Origin of the sequence: Akkermansia sp. N21169, from assembly GCF_029854675.1 — a bacterium.
Taxonomy (GTDB): domain Bacteria; phylum Verrucomicrobiota; class Verrucomicrobiia; order Verrucomicrobiales; family Akkermansiaceae; genus Akkermansia.
Window position 1 is genome coordinate 124,298 of record NZ_JARWNC010000040.1, and the last position, 19,958, is coordinate 144,255.

Annotated in this window: 21 protein-coding genes; 7 read left to right on the forward strand and 14 right to left on the reverse strand. The window is 53.5% G+C overall.

Annotation, left to right across the window (positions count from 1 at the left end; translation table 11 throughout):
• Positions 1-21 precede the first annotated feature (21 nt).
• The 5 genes from mnmA (at position 22) to QET40_RS09675 (ending at position 5,582) form a co-directional block, all read left to right on the forward strand.
• Positions 22-1,098 (forward strand): tRNA 2-thiouridine(34) synthase MnmA, encoded by a 1,077-nt coding sequence (mnmA, locus tag QET40_RS09655; RefSeq protein WP_280126958.1) that lies wholly within the window; start codon positions 22-24, stop codon positions 1,096-1,098.
• A 3-nt stretch (positions 1,099-1,101) separates the two neighbouring features.
• Positions 1,102-2,445 (forward strand): tRNA uridine-5-carboxymethylaminomethyl(34) synthesis GTPase MnmE, encoded by a 1,344-nt coding sequence (gene mnmE, locus QET40_RS09660; protein WP_280126959.1) that lies wholly within the window; start codon positions 1,102-1,104, stop codon positions 2,443-2,445.
• Positions 2,446-2,722: 277 nt separating this feature from the next.
• On the forward strand, positions 2,723-4,744 hold the full coding sequence (locus QET40_RS09665; protein WP_280126960.1) for a DUF2075 domain-containing protein: 2,022 nt from the start codon (positions 2,723-2,725) through the stop codon (positions 4,742-4,744).
• A gap of 167 nt (positions 4,745-4,911) precedes the next feature.
• The gene (locus QET40_RS09670) at positions 4,912-5,298 is read left to right on the forward strand and encodes a pyridoxamine 5'-phosphate oxidase family protein (RefSeq protein ID WP_280126961.1); all 387 of its coding nucleotides are present in this window, start codon (positions 4,912-4,914) and stop codon (positions 5,296-5,298) included.
• Complete coding sequence (locus QET40_RS09675; RefSeq protein ID WP_280126962.1) at positions 5,295-5,582, forward strand: zinc ribbon domain-containing protein; 288 nt, start codon at positions 5,295-5,297, stop codon at positions 5,580-5,582. The genes QET40_RS09670 and QET40_RS09675 overlap by 4 nt, the downstream gene beginning before the upstream one ends.
• A gap of 27 nt (positions 5,583-5,609) precedes the next feature.
• Here QET40_RS09675 and QET40_RS09680 read toward each other — a convergent pair whose 3' ends face one another.
• The 7 genes from QET40_RS09680 to QET40_RS09710 all read right to left on the reverse strand — a co-directional run bounded on the left by QET40_RS09680 (position 5,610) and on the right by QET40_RS09710 (position 12,068).
• Positions 5,610-6,716: a DUF5009 domain-containing protein gene (locus QET40_RS09680; protein WP_280126963.1), complete on the reverse strand. Its 1,107-nt coding sequence runs from the start codon at positions 6,714-6,716 to the stop codon at positions 5,610-5,612.
• Between the two features lie 58 nt (positions 6,717-6,774).
• A complete protein-coding gene (locus tag QET40_RS09685; protein ID WP_280126964.1) occupies positions 6,775-8,766 on the reverse strand; it encodes a hypothetical protein in 1,992 nt (663 codons plus the stop codon).
• A 110-nt stretch (positions 8,767-8,876) separates the two neighbouring features.
• Positions 8,877-9,149, reverse strand: a complete 273-nt coding sequence (locus QET40_RS09690) for a GNAT family N-acetyltransferase (RefSeq protein ID WP_280126965.1) — start codon at positions 9,147-9,149, stop codon at positions 8,877-8,879.
• Positions 9,150-9,185: 36 nt separating this feature from the next.
• The gene (locus tag QET40_RS09695) at positions 9,186-9,647 is read right to left on the reverse strand and encodes a hypothetical protein (RefSeq protein ID WP_280126966.1); all 462 of its coding nucleotides are present in this window, start codon (positions 9,645-9,647) and stop codon (positions 9,186-9,188) included.
• 30 nt (positions 9,648-9,677) lie between these two features.
• Entirely contained in the window at positions 9,678-10,934 is a 1,257-nt protein-coding gene (locus QET40_RS09700; protein ID WP_280126967.1) for an acetylornithine/succinylornithine family transaminase, read from the reverse strand.
• A 67-nt stretch (positions 10,935-11,001) separates the two neighbouring features.
• Entirely contained in the window at positions 11,002-11,298 is a 297-nt protein-coding gene (locus QET40_RS09705; RefSeq protein WP_280126968.1) for an acylphosphatase, read from the reverse strand.
• Complete coding sequence (locus QET40_RS09710) at positions 11,295-12,068, reverse strand: endonuclease/exonuclease/phosphatase family protein (protein WP_280126969.1); 774 nt, start codon at positions 12,066-12,068, stop codon at positions 11,295-11,297. Before QET40_RS09710 ends, QET40_RS09705 begins: the two co-directional genes overlap by 4 nt.
• Positions 12,069-12,228: 160 nt before the next feature.
• Between QET40_RS09710 and QET40_RS09715 the strand changes: the two genes are divergently transcribed.
• Complete coding sequence (locus QET40_RS09715) at positions 12,229-13,416, forward strand: MFS transporter (RefSeq protein WP_280126970.1); 1,188 nt, start codon at positions 12,229-12,231, stop codon at positions 13,414-13,416.
• A gap of 186 nt (positions 13,417-13,602) precedes the next feature.
• Here the strand turns inward: QET40_RS09715 and rpsF are convergent, their stop codons facing one another.
• From rpsF to QET40_RS09745, 6 genes are all read right to left on the reverse strand, one after another.
• Positions 13,603-13,968 (reverse strand): 30S ribosomal protein S6, encoded by a 366-nt coding sequence (rpsF, locus tag QET40_RS09720; protein WP_280126971.1) that lies wholly within the window; start codon positions 13,966-13,968, stop codon positions 13,603-13,605.
• Positions 13,969-14,024: 56 nt separating this feature from the next.
• Positions 14,025-15,302: a glutamate-1-semialdehyde 2,1-aminomutase gene (gene hemL, locus QET40_RS09725; RefSeq protein WP_280126972.1), complete on the reverse strand. Its 1,278-nt coding sequence runs from the start codon at positions 15,300-15,302 to the stop codon at positions 14,025-14,027.
• A gap of 95 nt (positions 15,303-15,397) precedes the next feature.
• Positions 15,398-15,724 carry a cupin domain-containing protein gene (locus tag QET40_RS09730; protein WP_280126973.1) on the reverse strand — a complete coding sequence of 109 codons (327 nt, stop codon included), beginning with the start codon at positions 15,722-15,724 and terminating at the stop codon, positions 15,398-15,400.
• Positions 15,725-15,847: 123 nt separating this feature from the next.
• Entirely contained in the window at positions 15,848-16,093 is a 246-nt protein-coding gene (rpsU, locus tag QET40_RS09735; protein WP_280126974.1) for a 30S ribosomal protein S21, read from the reverse strand.
• A 99-nt stretch (positions 16,094-16,192) separates the two neighbouring features.
• A complete protein-coding gene (locus QET40_RS09740) occupies positions 16,193-17,275 on the reverse strand; it encodes a hypothetical protein (RefSeq protein WP_280126975.1) in 1,083 nt (360 codons plus the stop codon).
• A gap of 78 nt (positions 17,276-17,353) precedes the next feature.
• Positions 17,354-18,577, reverse strand: a complete 1,224-nt coding sequence (locus QET40_RS09745) for a KamA family radical SAM protein (protein ID WP_280126976.1) — start codon at positions 18,575-18,577, stop codon at positions 17,354-17,356.
• A 156-nt stretch (positions 18,578-18,733) separates the two neighbouring features.
• Here QET40_RS09745 and QET40_RS09750 point away from each other — a divergent pair, with 156 nt between their 5' ends.
• The gene (locus QET40_RS09750; RefSeq protein ID WP_280126977.1) at positions 18,734-19,063 is read left to right on the forward strand and encodes a hypothetical protein; all 330 of its coding nucleotides are present in this window, start codon (positions 18,734-18,736) and stop codon (positions 19,061-19,063) included.
• Between the two features lie 60 nt (positions 19,064-19,123).
• Here QET40_RS09750 and mazG read toward each other — a convergent pair whose 3' ends face one another.
• Complete coding sequence (mazG, locus tag QET40_RS09755) at positions 19,124-19,939, reverse strand: nucleoside triphosphate pyrophosphohydrolase (protein WP_280126978.1); 816 nt, start codon at positions 19,937-19,939, stop codon at positions 19,124-19,126.
• Positions 19,940-19,958 lie beyond the last annotated feature (19 nt).

Sequence of the window (19,958 nt, forward strand, 5' to 3'; positions counted from 1 at the left end):
TTCAAAAAAGGAGGTCCCAAGGTGTCAAGAATCCTGGTAGGTCTCTCCGGCGGAGTCGATAGCTCCGTAGCCGCGGCCCTGCTCAAAGAGCAGGGCCACGATGTTGTCGGGGCTTACATGAAAAACTGGGTGAACTCCGAGGAAATTCCCGGAGAATGCCCTTGGGAGAGCGATATCGAAGATGCTCTTGCCGTGGCGCGTACACTCGGCATTGAATTTCGCATCGTCGATTTAGTGGACGAATATCGTTCCCGTATCGTCAATTATCTGATTGAAGGCTACCGGGCGGGTTATACTCCCAATCCGGATGTTTTGTGCAATCGGGAAATGAAGTTCGGGGTCTTTCTGGACTATGCTCTCGAACAGGGCTTTGAAATGGTAGGGACCGGTCATTATGCCCGCCGTGCCGTCCGTTCCGACGGCAGGGTTGATTTGCTGCGCGGTCGGGATCCCAACAAGGATCAATCCTACTTCCTTTCTTTGATGCGTCCGGAGCAGATTGAACGGGCCTGCCTCCCCTTGGGAGATCTCCTCAAGCCTCAGGTGCGTGAACTTGCCCTTAAATATGGTTTGCCTACTGCCCGCAAGAAGGACAGTCAGGGCATTTGTTTTATCGGTCAGGTGAAGATGAGCGACTTCCTGCAACACTATGTGCCGGACAAGCCCGGCGACATTGTCGATACGCAGGGCAAGAAGATGGGGCGCCATCGCGGTCTCCATTTGTTCACGATTGGCCAGCGCAAGGGCCATGGCGTTGCTTCACCCAGGGAAGGCGTGGCCTACGTTGTCGTGGGGAAGGATGTCGCCAACAATCGCCTGATTGTCGGCTACGAAGACGTAGCCACGCAGGGATTGTACGCGCGGAAGGCCATCGTCAGTGGCATCGAAAACACGCGGGAGCCTCTGCCCGGACGCGTTCTTGCCCAGCCGAGATACCGCGCCAAAGCCGAACCCTGCACTTGCGTGTACATCGGAGAAGGCCGTGTAGAATTGACCTTTGACCACCCGTTGCGAGCCCTTGCCATTGGGCAGGTATGCGCCTTCTACGACGGAGGCCGCGTACTGGGCGGTGGTTTCTTTGAATCCGTAGAATCCTGAATCATGATCGGAGAATCGACGATTGCCTCACTGGCAAGCCCCGTTGGGCAGGGAGCCCTGTCCGTGATCCGCATGAGCGGAGGCGATAGCCTTGCCGTATTGCGCCGCTGTGCCCGCCTGCCGGAACAGGTGGAAGCCCGCCGCGTGATGCTGACGGATATTCGCGATGAACAGGGCGATTCTATCGATCAGGTGCTGGCCGTCTGGTTTCGTGGGCCTGCCAGTTACACCGGAGAAGACCTCGTTGAAATCTCCTGCCACGGCGGCATGCTGGTAACGCGCCGCGTGCTGGAACGCCTGTACTCCTGTGGAGCCATTCCCGCCGAACCGGGAGAATTCACCCGCCGTGCCTTCATGAACGGCAAGATGGATCTTACGCAGGCGGAAGCCGTCATGGATGTAATCTCCGCCGGGAGTGACCTGGCCCTCAAGGCGGCTCGCGAGCAGTTGGATGGAGCCATCGGGCTCGCTGCTACAGCGATGATGGACAAATTGATCCACGTGACTGCCCACGTCGAAGCCTACATCGACTTCCCGGACGAAGATATATCCCCCGATACCGTTGATTCCCTGACGGGCAGCCTGAAGGAAATCCGCGAAGGCATGGAACGCCTGCTCCGCACCGCCGATCAGGGGCGGCTTTTCCGTGAAGGAGTCCGCACTGCCATCGTCGGCGAACCGAATGTCGGCAAATCCAGCCTCTTGAATGCCCTGCTGGGCTACGAACGCGCCATCGTCAGCGATGTGCCGGGGACAACGCGCGACACCGTCGAAGAATCCATTCAGGTCGGCGGCCTTGCCCTGCGGCTCATCGACACCGCTGGCGTCCGCGAATCCACCGACGCCATCGAACGCGCCGGTATCGAGCGCACGGGACGCGCCGTGTCTGGGGCAGATTTGATTCTGGAAGTCGTCGATTCCTCCCGTCCTGCAAGCACAGCTGATATCGTGCAAGGCGGAGAAGGCATCCCCCGCATCCTCGTCCTCAACAAGTGCGACCTTCCGGAAGATCCGGCATGGTCCGGCGTGCCGGGCGTCCGTTTCTCCTGTACCTCCGGCATGGGTCGCGACGACTTGGAACAAGCCCTCTGGCAAGCCTTCGCCGACCGCCTCCCATCATCTGAAGGCGCAGGCCTGGCTTCCATCAATGCCCGCCACCAAAGCGCCCTGAAACGCAGTGCCGAAGCCCTCTCCCGCGCCGAATCCTCCCTGTTGGCCGGAGACAGCCCCGAATTCACAGCCGTCGAACTGCGCGATGCCCTCGACTCCCTCGGAGAACTCACCGGCCGCGTCGATACCGAAGACATCCTAGGCGCCATTTTCTCCTCCTTCTGCATCGGGAAGTGATCCATTATCACCCTTCTGTCTCGCTACAATAACAACTTCCTATCGTGTGCCTTGGTGTGTAAGCTTGTTTACAATGAAGATGGATAGGATAATAAGAAGACATAGAAGAAAAAGGATTCAAGTAAACGCGATTAGCAATACACGAGGATGTTTAGGTAAAGTTAAGTACTGCACTTTTCGCAAAATATATTCAGCTTCAGAAGTGAGACATTAACACGATAGTGCCAATAATGCTAGTAGCTTTTTCATCGCTTAAAGATTAGAAAATTAAGAATATATGCGTCACTACTACCACAATACAATAACAGCATTCCTTAATCAACCGCTTGATGCGATTTGGTTACAATTGACTGCTGTTGGGCGTGGAGATTTGCTCAATACTCAAAAGCAAGCCTGGGCGGAGCAGATAAAAATACTTAAAACGCATCTTACCGGATTCACAGGTGATATATTCTTTGAATATTCAATTCCTCGTATGGGGAAACGTATCGACGCCGTGCTGCTGATTGATGGGATTGTGTTTGTGGTGGAATTTAAGGTTGGATCCGAGGAGTTTACTGGGGCAGATATTAATCAGGTTTGGGACTATGCACTCGATTTGAAATACTTTCACGAGGAGAGTCATCACCTACCAATTATTCCGATTCTTGTTTCTACAAATGCTAAGGAGAACGATATTTTACTCTTTCAGTATGATGACCAAATAGTACGTCCAATATTGAGTAATGGCGACAATATAGCAACCATTATTCGACAGTCGCAATTGGTTTTCCCTCCGACATACATAGACAACTATTTGTGGAGTATTAGTCGTTATGCACCAACGCCAACAATTATTGAGGCAGCACAGGCTCTCTATAAAAACCACTCAGTGAAGGATATTTCACGCTCCGATGCAGATAATCTCACTAATACGAGTGATTATATTTTTAAGGTAATTGAGCGGGCTAAGGCCGAACATAATAAGGTTATATGCTTTGTTACGGGGGTGCCCGGAGCAGGCAAAACACTTGTTGGGCTCAACATATCGACTCAAAGTGCAAGTAAAGAGGGTGTAAATGCGGTCTATCTGTCGGGTAATGGCCCATTAGTGAAAATTTTGGTTGAGGCATTGACTCGTGATAAGATTCGTCAACTCAAAGAGAAAGGTGAGAAGTGTACAAAAAAAGAGGTAGAGCAAGAGGTAAAATCTTTTATTCAGAATGTCCACCACTTCCGTGATGCTTGTTTGGAGGGTACAATTATTAAGAATGGTGAGATTGTTGCCGATTTGGAGTATTTTCGGAGCGAGAAAAATAGAGATAAATCATACGCTCCGATTGACCACATAGCGATTTTCGATGAGGCGCAACGTGCTTGGACCAAAGATATGACGGCTGACTTTATGCGCCGTAAAAAGAATCGTCTGGGCTTCCCATATTCCGAGCCGGAGTTCTTGATTTCGTGTATGGATCGCCACAAAGATTGGGCGTTGATTGTTTGCCTTGTTGGTGGCGGTCAGGAGATCAACACAGGTGAGGCAGGTATTAGCGAGTGGATAGCATCAATAAATAATCACTTCAAAGATTGGCACGTGCATATCTCTTCACGTTTGACGGACAAAGAGTATGCGGAAGGCGAATCGTTAAATCTACTTGCTGATCATCCAAATGTATATATAACTGATGAACTACATCTAGCCGTTTCGCTACGCAGTTTTAGAGCCGAAAAGCTATCGCTGTTTGTACATCAGCTTTTGGATATGGACAAGGAGGGGGCTTCGGAGACACTCAAAGAGCTAACTAAATATCCGATAGTGTTGACACGTGATGTCAAAAAAGCCAAACGATGGATCAAGGAGCGTGCTCGAGGAAATGAACGTTATGGTATTATCGTTTCGTCACAGGCTTATCGTTTGCGGCCATTGGCAATTGATGTACGTGTGAAGCCTGATCCTGTGCACTGGTTCCTATCTGATAGAGAAGACATCCGTTCATCATATTGCATGGAAGATGTTGTAACGGAATTTGATATTCAAGGTTTGGAATTGGACTATACTTGTGTCGTATGGGACGGAGATTTTCGCTTTAAGCATGGTGATTGGGGGACATATTCATTTGTGGGTAACAAATGGCAAAATATTAAGAAAGAGGATCGCAAGATGTACCTAAAGAATGCCTATCGAGTTCTGCTGACTCGTGCTCGGCAAGGGATGGTTATCGTAGTGCCACATGGCGATCTGGAAGATCACACGCGCAAACCAGAATATTACGACTCGACGTATAAATACTTGAAATCAATAGGATTAGAAGAAATTTAATTTCATTGATTGTATAGACAAGCGAACTTAAAAAATATCGATTGTAAAAACAAGATTTTTCTAATTCGATAACTTACTGTTAAATGCCAATTTTTTTTATGGTCGACAAACTATACACCAATTCGTGGTTGCCATGAGTTGGTGAGAACTGTTACCCTCATCCCATTATGAATATTGAAGAAAAAGCGGGTCAGATCGTTGCGGCGGCTCAGATTATTACGGTGGCATCTATTGACGAAAATGGCTATCCGCGTCCGGTTGCCATGGTGAAACTGAAGGTTGAGGATGGCGCCATTTATGTGTCAACGGGAGCCAGTTCTGCAAAAACGGCTCACTTCAAGGCCAATCCCAAGGCCGGGATTTCGATTGTGCATGGCGGCGACAGTATCGTTTATACGGGCAGGATGGAGATTGTGGCGGATGAGGCTGTGAAGCGTTCGCTTTGGGGGGACTGGATGCTTGAGCATTTCCCCGTGGTGTGGAAGATCCTGAGTATTGCGTGCTTAAATTTACGCCGGAAGCAACGACGTACTGGATTGATAATGTGTTTATGAAGGGGCAGAAGTATTTGAATCTGTTCTGCCAGAGTTGCGGAATGCCCATGCATTCTGCCGACCAGTTCGGAACGGATAAAGACGGTTCCGCCAATCGGGACTATTGCTGCTATTGCTACAAAGACGGAGAGTTTGTGCAGGATTGTTCCATGGAAGGCATGATCGAACATTGCATCAAGTATCTTGATGAGTTTAACGCTTCCAGTGGTACTCAACTCTCAAAAGACGAGGCTATTGCTGAAATGAGAAAGTATTTTCCGCGGCTGAAAAGATGGGCAAAGTAAACAGTAGCTATTGAAATATGGAGATGATCAGATTTTGATGTAGATCTTCCTTTTGTCCATCCAGGCGAGAATGAGCCACTTGATGAGGAAGGTGGCGAGAGCGAGGATGGGCCATTTCATTGCGGGCCAGATATCGGCAATGCCGATGAATAGATGGTTGGCGATGGAGTTGAAGTTGACAAGAGACTGGGCCAGGTAGATGAAGAGGGCGTTCATGCCGACGACTTTGAAGGGGTAGGCCAGTTTGTGCCATTTCAGGATGTCGAAGAGGAAATAGGCTGTGGCGAAGGCAAGAAGGCTCCAGCCGCTGGCGATTAGGTCGAAGCTGGAAGACCAGATGGATTTGATCGCCGGGTAGAAGCTCCAATGCATGGCGTAACCGGCGATCAGGCAGATGGCTCCGGCTCCGAGGAGGCTCCATGCTTTCTTACCGGGCTTTGCTGAGGAGTTGACCAGGAAGTTGCCTACGAGGTAGCCACCCAGGGCTACGGCGATGGCGGAGACAATGCACAGGAGGCCTTCGGGATCCATGACTCCGCCGTGGAGGGAGCCGGGAAGAATAGCCCGGTCGATGATGGCGTTGATGCTTCCTTCGCGGTCAAGGGTGCCTATGTTGAGTTGGAGGCAACCGATGAGGACGAGGATGCCGGCGAGAATGCCTGCAAGCCACGGTATTTTTTTCACCCACAGGGCAAGGAGTCCGGCGCATGCTCCGGCAATGCCGATGAGGCCGAGGACGGAGGCAAATCTCCAGTCTGAACAGGGAAGTTCAAGAGGACCGTTGACGATGATGCCGAGACAGGCCAGGATGAGGGCACGTTTGATGAGGTGCCATGAGGCCTTTTTTCGCGAGGCTCCGTTTTGGTGCATTTTCCGGATGGAGAAGGCCATGGAGATGCCGGATATGAATAGGAATAGTGGGAAAATCAGGTCGTAGGCATGGATACCCTCCCAGTGGCAGTGCCGGAATTGCGTAGCCAATGTAGTCATGGCGGAGGCTCCGTGAAAAACGGGGGCCAATGCGTGCACAATGGCGTCCAGACCGATGATGCACATCATGTCGAGTCCGCGTAAGGCATCTAGTGAAAGAAGACGTTGTTGACTGGATGTCTGTTGCGTATTTTTGTCGTTCATGCCGGCGTGGAGTTTTCTATCGGAGAGCGGAATAGAGGAGGACATCGTGTGTAATGTCCTAGGGGAGGGTGATGGAGTGAGGGATTCCTTCCTTCCTGGTTTGATCGTAGAGACTGGTACCGTTCATATCTGAAACAAGAACTCGGATGCCGTCCTCGGTGCGTTCCAGAGCGATATTGAAGGATGAGCCGAAGGCTTTGATGTTGCTCAATGCAGCTTTATTCCAGGTTTTGGGCAGGCGAGGCAGGGAGGAGAAACTCCGGAATCCTGTCGGAGTTATGCCGAAGAGTCCTTCCGTAAAGATACGGCAGTAGAGGCCGCTTTCCGCGGAGAGGTGGCTTTGGTTGGCTTCCGGCCAAGCCTCAATGGCGTAGGGAACGTGTTTACCGAGAAGTCGTTCGCGCGAATAGTCGAGGAGTTTGGGCAGAGCCCGATCCTGTAGGCCGACGGCGAAAATCCCTCGGAACGCGTATAGGGCGGAGCGATCCCAGTAGGTTGTGGTGCCGGAGGCGGTCAGCATGCCGTTGCCGAACCAGAGGCGCGGGGAGAAGAGGGCATCGACAGTTGCCTCGGCTCTGTCATCCATGCCGATGACGAGAGGCATGCAGATCCAACTTCGTAGAACATCGTTTGTCTCGTAGTATTTGTAGGTTGCAAATCCTTCTACGGTACCTTCAAAGTATTTTTTGATGGCTTGTTTGAGTTCGGCTGCTTCCCGGTTGTATTCTTCCGGCTTGGGAGAGGATGGGGCGATGACTTTCCAAAGGTTGGCTGCGGTGATGAGGGCGTCGTAGTAGAGGATATTGGTGCAAAGGTTGGCCTTGCCGCTGGGAAAACGGCCTTCCAGTTCGTCGCTGTCGGAAGTAACGACTCCTTCCGGTGTTTTATGGCGGCGGCAGTATTCCAGGCTCCAGTCGATTAGGGGGAGGAGTTCCTTCCCCCAGCCTTTGTTGCCGGAAGCCAGGGCGAACCTGGATGCTCCATAGGCGAGCATAGCCTGGTCTCCACGGTCTCCGGCTCCGTTCCAAGTGCCGTCTCCCTCGGCGATGATGGAGGAGGGAATGCTTTTGAATTCCGGATTCATGTATTGAGCGAACATGCGGTAGCACGTCATGGCGCTTTCATTGCCTAGCATATTGCCCAGAAAGGGGAAGAACGGGTTGACGTATTCCGCTTGATCGTTGGTCCAGATGGCGGCCAGAAATTTGTTATATCCTCCGGGGCCGTGCATGAGGCCGCCGCGTGTGCTGAAGATACTCTCCGTGGCACGGATTTTGGCAAATTGAAACATGCCGTCAAGGATGGGTTCCGGAGTCTTGAGGACGAGGGATTTTCTCATTTCATCCAGGAAAGCGCGGCGGGCGGCCAGTTCCGATTCGGGATTGTCGCAGTAGGGGGCTTCTTCTGCCAGTCGTGCCGCCCGAACCAGTGTGTAGATGCGTTTCCCTCCGGGCGCCAGAGTGAACTCTCCTTCTCCCAGGAGGGATTCTTCAACTTTGTAAATGCCGCGCGTTCCCGGTTGACTGTCCTGGGATTTACGCCAGGCAGGGATGCTGAGGAGGATGTTGCGGTTGGCCGTGTTACGCAATTCGATGATCTCAATGACGGCGGGAGCGGAAGAAGCGGGGAGAATTGTGCGTGTCGAAGCAATACCTTCCGGATGGCTGGATGTGACGGAAAAGATACCGTCGATACGCGTTTGGCTGACTTTGCCGGGACTGAGTGTTTTGCCGTCAATGAGCGGACGCGCTTCCGGAGCTTCCTTGAATCGCATATTGAAGGAAGCATGCGTGTTGTTGGGAATGGTTCGGAGCATAGGCCAGCGGATCCATTGAACGGAATCGAACGAACCGTCTTCTCCGACAGACCATTCCAGAATGAGATCGACAGACCTGCCGGACATGGCAAAGTGGTCTTTTCGACCGGGTTCCGGTGCGAGACTTATAGAGTCTCCGTCGAGCGTCCACTGGGAAGGAGCGGATTCTGCCTGTGCCGGAAGCAAAAGGGTGCAAGAGGTGATGATGGCAAGGACGGATGGGAAAAATTTCATAGTTACGGCGGGGTTCCAGAGAAGGGTAAAATGTAAGTAATAATACGTACATTCACCGTGGTACCTTGCAAGATACCGTAACTTTATACGGGTAATTTTTTAAAGGAAGTTTACCGGCTTGCGATATATTCCGGATGGCGTTTCAGCCATATGGCTGCATAGGAACAGGAACCGTAGGGAAGAAGTCCTTGATCCAGGGCATAGTCGTATGCCGCTTTAACGAGGTCGGCGGCGATGCCCCTGCCTTCCAGGGGGGGAGGAACCAATGTGTGGACAATGTCCAGATAGCCATGGCCGATTTCGTATTCCACGAAGGCAGTGGTATCTTCCTGATGGAGCTCGAATCGATGGCGGGAAGGAATATGGATGATGTCTGTGTTCATGGGTCAATGTTTATTCTTGAACGGCCTTTCAGACATTCAGCGGGAAAGATCTTCCTGGTAGAGGACTCGGATGCCGCTTGTATTAAGCGTGGAACGGGCGAAGACGGGGTCTTCTACATGGATGGCAACCATGGAAGTTCCGTCCCTGAAGGGGAGTAAAGGATAGAGGAAATCGACGTTTGTTTCCGCCCGGAACAGGGATTCGAGGCAGTTACGGAGATCGATTGCTCCCCGGCGGAGAGCCACGACAATCATTTCGCAGGAGGTGAAACCGATTCCACGTTCCAGAAACAGGGCAACGGCATGTTCCGGATCGCTGAGGATCATGCGGATGATCGTGACTTCCTGGCTGTCTACCGTGCTGCATCCCAGGCAGAGGATACCGTGGGATTCCAGCAGGCAGAGCAGGGCGGAAAACGTGCCAGCCCTGTTGTCGAGCATGACTGAGAACTGGCGGACGGGATTTCCGGGGAGTTGAACCATAGGATCGTCAATCATGGAGGGTTGGGGCGTTGAGTTTAGATGAGATCAGATACCGAATTGTTTGAGTGTTCTCCGGATGATCGATAGAGCTTGCTCCACTTCGTCGTCGGTGACGTTGAGAGGCGGTAGAAGGCGTACGGTACTGGGACCGGCCGGAACGGAGAGGAGTCCTTCTTTTCGCAAGGCTTCGACAACGATGGCCGCAGGTGTTTTGCCTTCTTCGGCGGGGATAATATCCGTGTTCAAGCCGATGCCGATGAGTAGTCCGAGACCCCGGCTCTCCGTGATAATGGGCAAGTTCCAGGATTCGATTTCATGGCGGATTTCATCTCCGAGCTTTTTAGCCCGTTCGGGCAGGTTTTGCCCGATGATTTCTTTCAGTACGGTAAGAGCCACCGTGGAACAAAGGGGATTGCCTCCATAAGTGGAACCATGGGAACCGGGATCCATGATGGAGGAGAGTTCCGTGCCTTTTCCGTCCATGATGCGGTCGCTGATCCAGAATGCGCCGATGGGGACACCCCCTCCAAGAGCCTTGGCCCAGGAGACTCCGTCCGGTCGGACATCGGGGTTGACGGCCCGCCAAGCCATGATGTCTCCGCAGCGTCCGAAGCCGCACTGGACTTCGTCTATGAGTAGGAGCAGGTCATGTTCCCGGCAGAGGTCGGAAATCCCTTCGAGGAACTCGGGGGTGCAAGGGTTGACTCCGCCTTCTCCCTGGACGGGTTCCAGCAGGATGGCGACGGTTTCCTTGCGGATGGCGTTGCGGGCGGCTTCGAGATCGTTGAAGGGCAGGTAGCGGAAGCCGGCGAGCATCGGGTCGAATTCCTTCTGGATTTTTGCTTGTCCAGTTGCCGCCATGCTGCCGAGAGTCCTCCCGTGGAAGGATTGGTGGAAGGTGAGGACCTCATACCGGGGCGAGCCGTCGTCCGCAGGTTTGCGATGGCCATACCGGCGTGCAGTTTTGATTAGTCCGTCGTTGGCTTCGGCGCCGCTGTTGGAAAAGAAGACCTTGCCCGGAGTTTGCGTGCACTTGTTGACAATGAATTCAGCGAGATCGGCCTGCTGGGGGATACGGTAGAGGTTAGAACAGTGAACGAGGGTTTCAGCCTGTTTTTGAAGGGCTTTTGTGACACTTGGGTAGCAATGCCCCAGGGCGCAGACAGCGATCCCGGCACAAAAATCAAGATAGCATTTGCCCTCACTGTCCCAAAGTCGGGAGCCTTCTCCGCGAACGATGGACATGGGAAATCTCCCATAGCTGTGCAATACGTACTTGTCGAATTTTTCTTCAGTGTTCATAGGATCGATTAGAGTTCGTTAGGTTCAAGGAGGGATGAAGGTCCTGAATGTTGTGTAAAATCAAAAGTTAGAACCTTTCAATGCGAAAGTGGGTCAGTGAGGCATCGGGCATGGCTGGATGACGGACGATATCGTCAATGAGGCGAGCCAGGCGGGATTCAGTTGCCAGCTGCCTCAGATATTGTGACAGGGCCGTTTCCGGACCTTGGACGAACATGCGAACGGTGCCGTCGGGTTCATTGCGTACCCAGCCGCTGATTTCCGGGAATGAACGCGCTATCTCATACGAGGTGTAGCGGAATCCTACTCCTTGAACGATTCCATGGAAGACAATTTCCAAAGCCTGGATTGATCCATCGCTCATGGCTGGGTGTGGGAAAGAGTGGCCTTGACGAGTACGGGACGGTGATCCGATGCCACGGGTTCGGTGATGACTTCTGTCGATTCGACCTTGCAGGTTACGTCTTTGTGGGTAAAGCAGCAGATGTAGTCGATAAGCTCTTTAGGGGCGTTGGCCGGGAAGGAAGGAACCTCTGTGGAATTGAGGATCGTGAAGTGGCGGGTGAGTTCTTTTCCTTGGGGCGAGCCGGGGTGCAGATTCAGGTCTCCCGAGAAAATGACGGGTTTGTCGTACGTTGCCGCTTCGCGGGCTATTATCTGGAGTGACGTGCTCTGATCTTCCGGCGTCAGGGATAGGTGCGTGGCAAACTGGACGAAGTCTTTGAATTCCAAGATGAGCAGAACGCGTTTCTCTTCACGTCCAGGCAGCGGGATGCGCCGTACGCCTTGCGGTTGTTCCTTGGAAAGAACGCCGATGCCGTAGGCTCCTCCCTGGTAATCGATGGCTTTGGCGTAGGTGGGATGCAAACCGGTTTGTTCCGCCAATTCCTGCAGAAAGTCCCGTTGACCGTTCCTCTGTGTTTTGCAATCCAGTTCCTGAATGGCAATGACGTCGGGATTGGCCTTTTTGATTGTTTCGGCAATACGGGAGGGTTCCGTTTTGTTGTCGAGTCCCCGGCAATTCCGGATATTATAGCTCATCAGGGAGACGACGGATGAAGAGGCTTCCGCATAAGCCCCGGTTAAAAAAAGACCGGTGATCAGGGCAAGAATGGGAACAATTGCTTTTTTCATGGAAACTGGGCATTTATCATAGACTTTTTTTAGCAGAATACAGCCCAAAATTTATACTTTTGACGATTTAAGACGTTTTCTTATGACTAAGGGTGTCATGATGGCGGAATTCGCATTTGCTGAGGTTGATGCGTCAGAGTACTTTGCCCCGCACCGTTTCATGAAATCTTTGATCCACCAAGTTGTGCTGCTTTTGGCGGGGCTGTTGTTTCTGACAACTGTTTTTGCGACGCTGAACACGATTGTTCCTCTATGGCTATCGCATGATTCCATTCCGACCTGGCTGATCGGTATGGTAAGCGCTTCGTTTTTTGTTGGCAACTTGGCGGGGACGCTGCTTGCTGGGGAGATGATACCCCGGATGGGCTACAAGACCAGTTTTGTGATTTCCTGTCTCCTTTGCTTGGGGTCGACGGCGTGCCTCATTCCCGTTGGCGGTCTGGCCGGCTGGATGTCAGTCCGCTTTATTGCGGGCATTAGCTGTGCTTTGGTATGGGTTGTTGTAGAAAGCGCGTTGCTCCGGTTGGGGACAAACAGCACGCGGGGAGGTCTTCTGGCCGCTTACATGGTGGTTTACTATATAGCTACGGTATTGGGACAGTTGCTGGTAACGGTACTGCCTGACGACCGGATGCGGGCGTCTTTGTGGATCGGTGCGATTGGAGTTGCTTCCCTGTTACCTATCGTGGTGTTGCGCTGCGGTCCTCCGGATCCTCCGAGGCCTTTCGCTACGATATGGGCGATGCTTTTTCGCAAGCGTCCTCGCCTGAGTGTACTGGGAAGCGTTATTTCCGGTATTGTTCTGGGTTCGATCTACGGATTGATGCCGCTCTTTCTCGTCCACAAAGGGATGTCCAACACGTGGGTCGGATACTGGATGGCGTTGCTGATTGGTGCCGGCATTGTCGGACAATGGCCTTTCGGGCGCATGGCTGACGTCAAGGGCAGGTACTATGTGTTGAAATTGCAATCCTGGTTGATTATTGCGGCGTGCCTTCTTTTGGCCCTGGACATCTGGCTGGGGGTAGCGCTGGTCATCCTTGGATGTGCGAGTTTTTCCCTTTATCCGGTAACGCTGACTCTTGGTTGCGACCGTCTTCCCAAGGAATACCTTGTGCCGATGAATCAGACCTTGTTGCTGAGTTTCACGGTGGGAAGCCTTGCCGGTCCGATGGGGACGTCATCCATGATGGAGCAGTTTTCCGATGCTATGATGCCGGTTTGCATGGCTGTGATGGCAGGATTGTATCTGATGATCCTGATTGTCCATGGGCGTCGGCAGGGAAGACCGGCTTTGCCGGCCTGGTTCAAGGGGATTTGGATGAAACGCCGTCATGGGATGCCATAAGGCAGGGGAGATACTGCCAGCTATGGTGGTGCGTGGTACTTATATTTACTCCGGATGGATACCTGTAATTTGGGGAATTGAAACGCCGCGTGTTTGTAAACGAGAAAAACCGTTCTGCGGACAAACCACAGAACGGTTAAAAAGCTAGGCTTGGCAAGGCGCCTCGGCAGGGTCTCGCCCTGAAAATCAGAGAGCCTTGTAGTACTGAAGATGGACGACAGGATTGATGCGGAGGTGTTCGCGGATGGGGCGAATGGCAGAGGGCTCGGCATCGAAGGTATAGGTGACGTACTGACCGGCCTTGAGGTGGTCGGACTCGTAAGCGAATTCGCGGCGGCCAACATTCTGGGTATCGGTGATTTGAGCCCCCAGGGAAGTCATTTCGCTGGCGATGTTCTTGATAAGTTCTTCAACCGGGAGTTCGGATCCCTTCATATTGAAAACGATAAGAGCTTCGTACTTTCTCATGATATTGTCGTTGTAAAATGATACGTGCAGATTCAAGCGCGTCTTGCGGTCGCGCAGGATGCACTTATTCAGGCGATAAGGCAAGCCCGTTTTTAAAAAATTTGACTGAAATACGCCGAAACAGCAAAGTTTTTAGAGGATTAGAGTGCCTTGAGGGCGATTTCGGCCGCACGGCAGGTGGCGTCGATGTCTTCTTCCGTATGGGCAAGGGAGATGAATCCTGTCTCGTAAGGGGAAGGGGCCATGTAGATCCCTTGTTCGAGCATGTTCCAGAAGTACTTTTTGTACATGGCTTTGTCGGCCATCATGGCATCCTGAAGGTTCAGGACGGGTCTGTCGGTGAAAAAGAGGCAGAACATGGAGCCGGAACGATGGAAGGTGAAAGAACGTCCGGCTACCTGCATGGCTTTCTTGAAACCTGCTTCAAGCCTGGCTCCCAGTTGTTCCAGGCGCACATATCCGTCCGTGCGTTCCAGTTCGTGGAGCTGGGCCAGCCCGGCGGCCATAGCGACAGGATTACCGGCGAGCGTTCCTGCCTGGTACACGGGGCCGAGTGGGGAAATGCAGTCCATGATGTCCGCTCGGCCTCCGAAGGCGCCGACGGGAAGCCCTCCGCCGATGACTTTGCCCATGCAGGTGAGATCGGGCGTGATTCCGTGGATTTGCTGGGCTCCGCCGGGGGCGACGCGGAAGCCGGTCATCACCTCGTCGAAAATGAGAACGGTACCGTATTCTTCCGTGATCGTACGGAGGAATTCCAGAAATCCATGTCGAGGCAGGTAGAAACCTGCGTTACCCGGGAAGGGTTCGACGATGATGGCGGCAATGTCGTCGCCGTACCGGACAAAGGCGTCTCGGACGGCCTCCCGGTCATTGTAGGGAACTGTGAGGGTCAACTGTGCGAACTCGCGAGGGACACCGGCGCTGTCGGGCTCGCCGAAGGTGAGGGCGCCGGAACCGGCGGAAACCAGAAGGGAATCGACATGCCCATGGTAGCAACCTTCGAATTTGAGAATTTTACGGCGTCCGGTATAGCCGCGTGCCAGACGGATGGCAGACATGGTTGCTTCAGTCCCGCTATTGACCATGCGTACTTTTTTGACGGAGGGGAACCAGCGGGTAACGGTCTCCGCCATATCCACTTCGATGGGAGTGGGGATACCGTAGCCCAATCCGCGATCGACAGCTTGGTGGACGGCGTCGAGGACGGCTTGAGGAGCATGGCCCAGAATGGCCGGTCCCCAGGTGCCCACGTAATCAATGAGATCCCGTCCATCGGCATCCGTGATGCGGGATCCTTTTGCGGAACGTACGAAAAACGGATCTCCGTCTACATTGCGGAAAGCGCGGACAGGAGAATTGACGCCGCCGGGAATGACGGCTTTGGCGCGTTGGAAAAGCTGAGCGGAATGGGTCATGGCAGTGAAAAGAAGATTCCCGAGAAGGGTGAAAGGAATGGGCGAGGCAGTCAAGAACGATTCCCTTCTCTGTGGAAAGGAAGCATATTTCAGTTTTACTGACGGATGGAGATGCCGATCATGGAGAGGGGGCGGTCGGTCCGGTTCCAAATGGAGTGAGGGATGTGCCCCGGTACGGTGAAAGACGAATTCTGGACGACGATGGTTTCCTTCCCGTCCAAGAGGATGGTGGCTGTGCCGTCAACAACGATGAACAGGTGGGAGTGGAGGTGTGTATGCGGCGTATGGGGGCCTCCTCCTCCGAGGGAAATATGGGCAATGGCTCCGTCAATGATCTCCCCCTGTTCTCCGAAAAGTCTCTTGGCCAGGAAATGGATGTGGTCGGGCGGTGTTGTGTAGGTTACCGGATTGTCACTCATCATATTGACGACAAAGATGGATTTATAGAGGCGGAGACAAAAAACAGAACGAGGACACCGCCGAAACGGTATCCTCGTAAAATTTTTGCCTGTAAGGCGGGATGGTTCTCCCGACCAGAGTCGGATTTAACCTTCGATGGGGGTGGTAGGAGCTTCGGATTCGGCGGGGGCTTCTTCGCGATTGCTGAAGCGCCATTTCACTTTGTAACGCTTGGCAGCGGAACGGGCCTTGCGGCGTTTTTCATCCATAGGGGTTTCAAAAGCACGACGGCGGCGCATCTCGTCAAGAATGCCTTCAACGTCGAGCTTGGTCTTGAGGCGCTTGAGAGCGCGATCGATAGGTTCTCCTTTTCTTACGGTAACTTCACGCATGATTAGTTCTTCCTTTTACTGATTGGTCGGGAATGGACGAACCGCATATCCTTTTCTGGTTCGTTGGTCAAGTTTTTTATGCTGTTGTGATGTAAATTTTTATAAGGCTGCGACGGCAGTCGGAGCGTATCCCAGGACTTCCAATTGCCAGTTAAGCAAGGCTTTTTTTCCGTTGTCTTCATTGTCCGCCATGGCTTCCAGGATGGAGCGCGAGGCGATGAAGGACGGCTCGATATCAAGTTTTTCAGCAACGGCGTTGCGTTTGGCGATCAAGCGTTCCAGGCGGGCGTCGAATTGTTCGCATTTCTGGCGTCGGGGGGCAAAGATTCGCTGCGGGTATTCATCCTCGTCGAGGAGGTAAAACTTTTGAACGGCGTCGATGAAGCGGGCTCTCCTGTGGCTGTGGAAGCGGGGGTGTGGCTGGACGGGGCTTTGATTCTGGAGTTCCTGGCTCCAGCGGATCAGGTCGGCGTTTGAGCAGACCATGAAGCTGGGTTTGTCCCAGACGGAGGCTTCCGCATCGCGCCACTGCCAGAGTTCGCGCAGAGCGGCGAGACCGCGACGGTTGAGTTTTCCGCATCCCTGGATGCGCCAGGGTTCCGGGTTGCCGCTTTTGAAGCGTTCCAAAGCACGATCCATATCGTGGCGGCATGTTTCCAAAAACCATTCGTAGCGTCCTTTTGCCTGAAGGGCTGCAGTGAGCTTGCCTGCCATGTCGAGCATGTAGTTGACGTCGTTGAGGGCGTAATCGAGCATGTTCTGGGGGAGCGGACGTTTGCCCCAGTCGGCTTTTTGCGAGGACTTGCTGAGTTTGACGTTGTAAAAATGTTCCACGAGGGCGGCAAGGCCGAACTGGCGGAAACCGAGCAGCCGGGCTGCAGTCTGGGTATCCAGGATCATGGCTGGAAGCGTGTTCCAGGCCTGGAGAAAGAGAGACATGTCGTAGTCGGCTCCATGCATCCAGACGGTAGTCTCCTTCAGCCAGTTGGAGAAGGGAAGCATGTCTTCGATCGATAGGGGGTCGATCATACACGAGTAGGAACTGTCCGCATACTGAATCAGGCAGAGTTTCTCGTGATAGCGATGGAGGCTGTCAGCCTCAAGGTCAAGAGCCACCTTGCCGTCAGGCTGCTGGAGGGCTCGTTCTTTCCATTCTAATAGCGCTTCCTTGTCAACGATCATTGTTCCGTACGAAGGCGCATTCAATCACGTCCCGCCTCCATGATCAATAAGGAAATTCCCGGAAGTTGGGATGGGGTGTTATTCCGGGTCGAGACTTGCGGTTGCAGAGGAGAGAATGTTGCGGATGAGCTTTTGCCGTTCATCTTTGGAGTGGGGCATTGGCTCGGGGTACGAAAATGGATCTCCCTTGTAGTTGCGCAGGGAGATGCCCCGAGCATCTCGGTCAAGGATGTAGTCGGGGTTGATGGGGATTTTCCCCCCCCCGCCGGGACCGTCGATGACATATTGCGGAACGGCGTAACCCGTTGTGTAACCGCGCAGCCGGGAAATGATATCGATGCCGGTCTGAAGGGAAGTCCTGAAATGGGAGGATCCCTTGATCAGGTCGCACTGGTAGAGATAGTAAGGCTTGACTCGGCACATCAGGAGTTTGTGGACGAGCTCCATCTGGATTTCCGGCGTGTCGTTGATGCCGCGTAGAAGGACGCTTTGGTTGCCCAGAGGGATGCCGGCATCTGCGAGCATGCCGGTTGCCCGGCGCGATTCCGCCGTCAATTCGCGCGGGTGGTTGGTGTGGATGGAGATAAACAGCGGTGCATGTTTCTTGAACATGGAACACAGGGATGGCGTAATCCTCTGGGGCAGGAAAATCGGAACGCGGGAACCGATGCGCAGAAACTCAATGTGAGGGATGGCACGAAGTTCCGTCAGGATGGCATCGAGTTTTTCTTCCGGCAAAAGGAGGGGGTCCCCTCCGGAAAGCAGGACGTCGCGTACTTGGGGAGTCCTGCGTAGATAATCCAGTGCTGCGGAAAGATCCAGAGAGAGGTGGTCGGGACCTACTCCCGAGACTCCGCGGGAACGGGTGCAGTGGCGGCAGTAGGACGCACAACGGTCAGTGACGATCATCAGGGCGCGGTCCGGATAGCGGTGAACGAGTCCCGGTACGACCATGTCATCGTCCTCGCCGCAGGGATCCTCCATTTCAGAAGGATCGGCGATGGCTTCATCCACGCGGGGGATAACCTGCCTCCTGATGGGGCACTCCGGATCATTCCGGTCGATGAGGGTAAAGAAGTACGGCGTAATGGACAATGCCAGGCGCGAGTGGGTGGCAAACAGGATGCCCGCACGTTCGTCGTCCGTCAGCGGCAGGAGTTCCTCCAGTTGGCGGAGGGTGCGGATGCTGTGACGCAGTTGCCATGTAGCATCATTCCACTGCACATCGGGAACATCTGCCCAAATTCCTCTCGGAAAGGATGGGAAACGGGCCGGTTGGGGTGTGGAAGGGTCCTGCGTCATAGGCAATTACACTGGCTATGGGTAACGATGTCTTGTTGGTAAGTCAAATATCCGTTGCGGCTTGTTGAATTGCTGACGGGGTCTCTGGCGGAAAAAATTGCGTTCACGTTCGTATTCGGGATTGATCATTCGTGCGGTTTCAGGCACTTAGCGGGCATGGAAGACGAAATGAATGAGGTGGAACGTAACCATGGAGACCAGCCCTTGCTCCTGCTCATGCAGCAGTGGGGGCTCGACAATCACGATCTTGTGACGGCTTCCATTGAGCAGCTGACTCATAAGCAGGTGCAACGTGCCCGTCAAGGCCGCCAATTGACCCTCAAGATGATGCAGAAGGTGACACGCGCCCTGAACGTGGCCATTTGGTCTCGTCTTTCTGCGGCTCAGAAGGAGGAGTTCATGGAATACATGCATAAGCATCTCTTCAACTATGCCAAAGGCTATGATCCGGTCTGGCAGGATCCGAACGATGAACTGAAGGGCTGAGTCCACTCTTTTCCATGGGGTGTCGCACGCGTTGCGGCAACCCCGAATGTTCCCGGTATTTCAGGAACGCAGGCTTTTCTTAACCTGTTGCCAGCAGGCTTCCATAGTGTCGAGGTCCGCCTCTCCGAGAGGCGTTCCCTGTTCGTTGAGTACATCCTCCATGAGGTTGAAGCGGGTCTCGAATTTACGATTGGTGGATGTCAGGGCGATTTCCGGATCGACACCGCGCTTGCGGCACAGGTTGACGACTGAGAAGAGAAGGTCTCCCAGTTCTTCCTGAACGCGGGGGTCATCGTCGGGATAGGCGAGGGTTTCTTCGCTTTCGGCCAGCTCCTCCCGGATTTTAGCGATGACGCCGTCGGTGTCCGGCCAGTCGAATCCGGCTTTGGCGGCTTTTTTTTGCAGCTTTTTCGCCTTCAGAAGGGAGGGAAGTCCCTTGCCGACGCTGTCGAGGAAGTGTGCTTTCTCCGCCTTGCGCTCCTGGCGCTTGATCTGGTCCCACTGCGTTAACACTCCATCCGTGTCGCGGACCTGGCTGGCGGCAAAAACGTGGGGATGGCGTCTGACGAGCTTGTCATTCAATTCACAGGCGATGTCATCCAGATCGTACAATCCGTCCTCCCGGGCGATTTGTGCGTGGAAAACCACCTGGAGAAGGACGTCTCCCAATTCTTCCCTTAGGTGATTCCAGTCACCTTGCTGGATGGCATCGACGACTTCGTAAGATTCTTCAATCATCTCACCGATGATGGATTCGTGGGTCTGTTCCGCATCCCAGGGGCATCCTCCGGGCTCGCGTAAACGTTTCATGATGGAGCGCAGGCGTTCAAGTTGCCTGGCGGGTTCCTTGCAGGAAATTATTTCATCATCTGTCATGGCGGAATGTATCCTGCCG

Bases quoted from the DNA above. Each gene is read 5' to 3' on its own strand.
- mnmE (WP_280126959.1), top strand. From the start codon at position 1,102: ATGATCGGAGAATCGACGATTGCCTCACTGGCAAGCCCCGTTGGGCAG.
- QET40_RS09665 (WP_280126960.1), top strand. From the start codon at position 2,723: ATGCGTCACTACTACCACAATACAATAACAGCATTCCTTAATCAACCG.
- QET40_RS09670 (WP_280126961.1), top strand. From the start codon at position 4,912: ATGAATATTGAAGAAAAAGCGGGTCAGATCGTTGCGGCGGCTCAGATT.
- QET40_RS09675 (WP_280126962.1), top strand. From the start codon at position 5,295: ATGAAGGGGCAGAAGTATTTGAATCTGTTCTGCCAGAGTTGCGGAATG.
- QET40_RS09680 (WP_280126963.1), bottom strand. From the start codon at position 6,716: ATGAACGACAAAAATACGCAACAGACATCCAGTCAACAACGTCTTCTT.
- QET40_RS09685 (WP_280126964.1), bottom strand. From the start codon at position 8,766: ATGAAATTTTTCCCATCCGTCCTTGCCATCATCACCTCTTGCACCCTT.
- QET40_RS09690 (WP_280126965.1), bottom strand. From the start codon at position 9,149: ATGAACACAGACATCATCCATATTCCTTCCCGCCATCGATTCGAGCTC.
- QET40_RS09695 (WP_280126966.1), bottom strand. From the start codon at position 9,647: ATGATTGACGATCCTATGGTTCAACTCCCCGGAAATCCCGTCCGCCAG.
- QET40_RS09700 (WP_280126967.1), bottom strand. From the start codon at position 10,934: ATGAACACTGAAGAAAAATTCGACAAGTACGTATTGCACAGCTATGGG.
- QET40_RS09705 (WP_280126968.1), bottom strand. From the start codon at position 11,298: ATGAGCGATGGATCAATCCAGGCTTTGGAAATTGTCTTCCATGGAATC.
- QET40_RS09710 (WP_280126969.1), bottom strand. From the start codon at position 12,068: ATGAAAAAAGCAATTGTTCCCATTCTTGCCCTGATCACCGGTCTTTTT.
- QET40_RS09715 (WP_280126970.1), top strand. From the start codon at position 12,229: ATGAAATCTTTGATCCACCAAGTTGTGCTGCTTTTGGCGGGGCTGTTG.
- hemL (WP_280126972.1), bottom strand. From the start codon at position 15,302: ATGACCCATTCCGCTCAGCTTTTCCAACGCGCCAAAGCCGTCATTCCC.
- QET40_RS09730 (WP_280126973.1), bottom strand. From the start codon at position 15,724: ATGATGAGTGACAATCCGGTAACCTACACAACACCGCCCGACCACATC.
- rpsU (WP_280126974.1), bottom strand. From the start codon at position 16,093: ATGCGTGAAGTTACCGTAAGAAAAGGAGAACCTATCGATCGCGCTCTC.
- QET40_RS09740 (WP_280126975.1), bottom strand. From the start codon at position 17,275: ATGATCGTTGACAAGGAAGCGCTATTAGAATGGAAAGAACGAGCCCTC.
- QET40_RS09745 (WP_280126976.1), bottom strand. From the start codon at position 18,577: ATGACGCAGGACCCTTCCACACCCCAACCGGCCCGTTTCCCATCCTTT.
- QET40_RS09750 (WP_280126977.1), top strand. From the start codon at position 18,734: ATGGAAGACGAAATGAATGAGGTGGAACGTAACCATGGAGACCAGCCC.
- mazG (WP_280126978.1), bottom strand. From the start codon at position 19,939: ATGACAGATGATGAAATAATTTCCTGCAAGGAACCCGCCAGGCAACTT.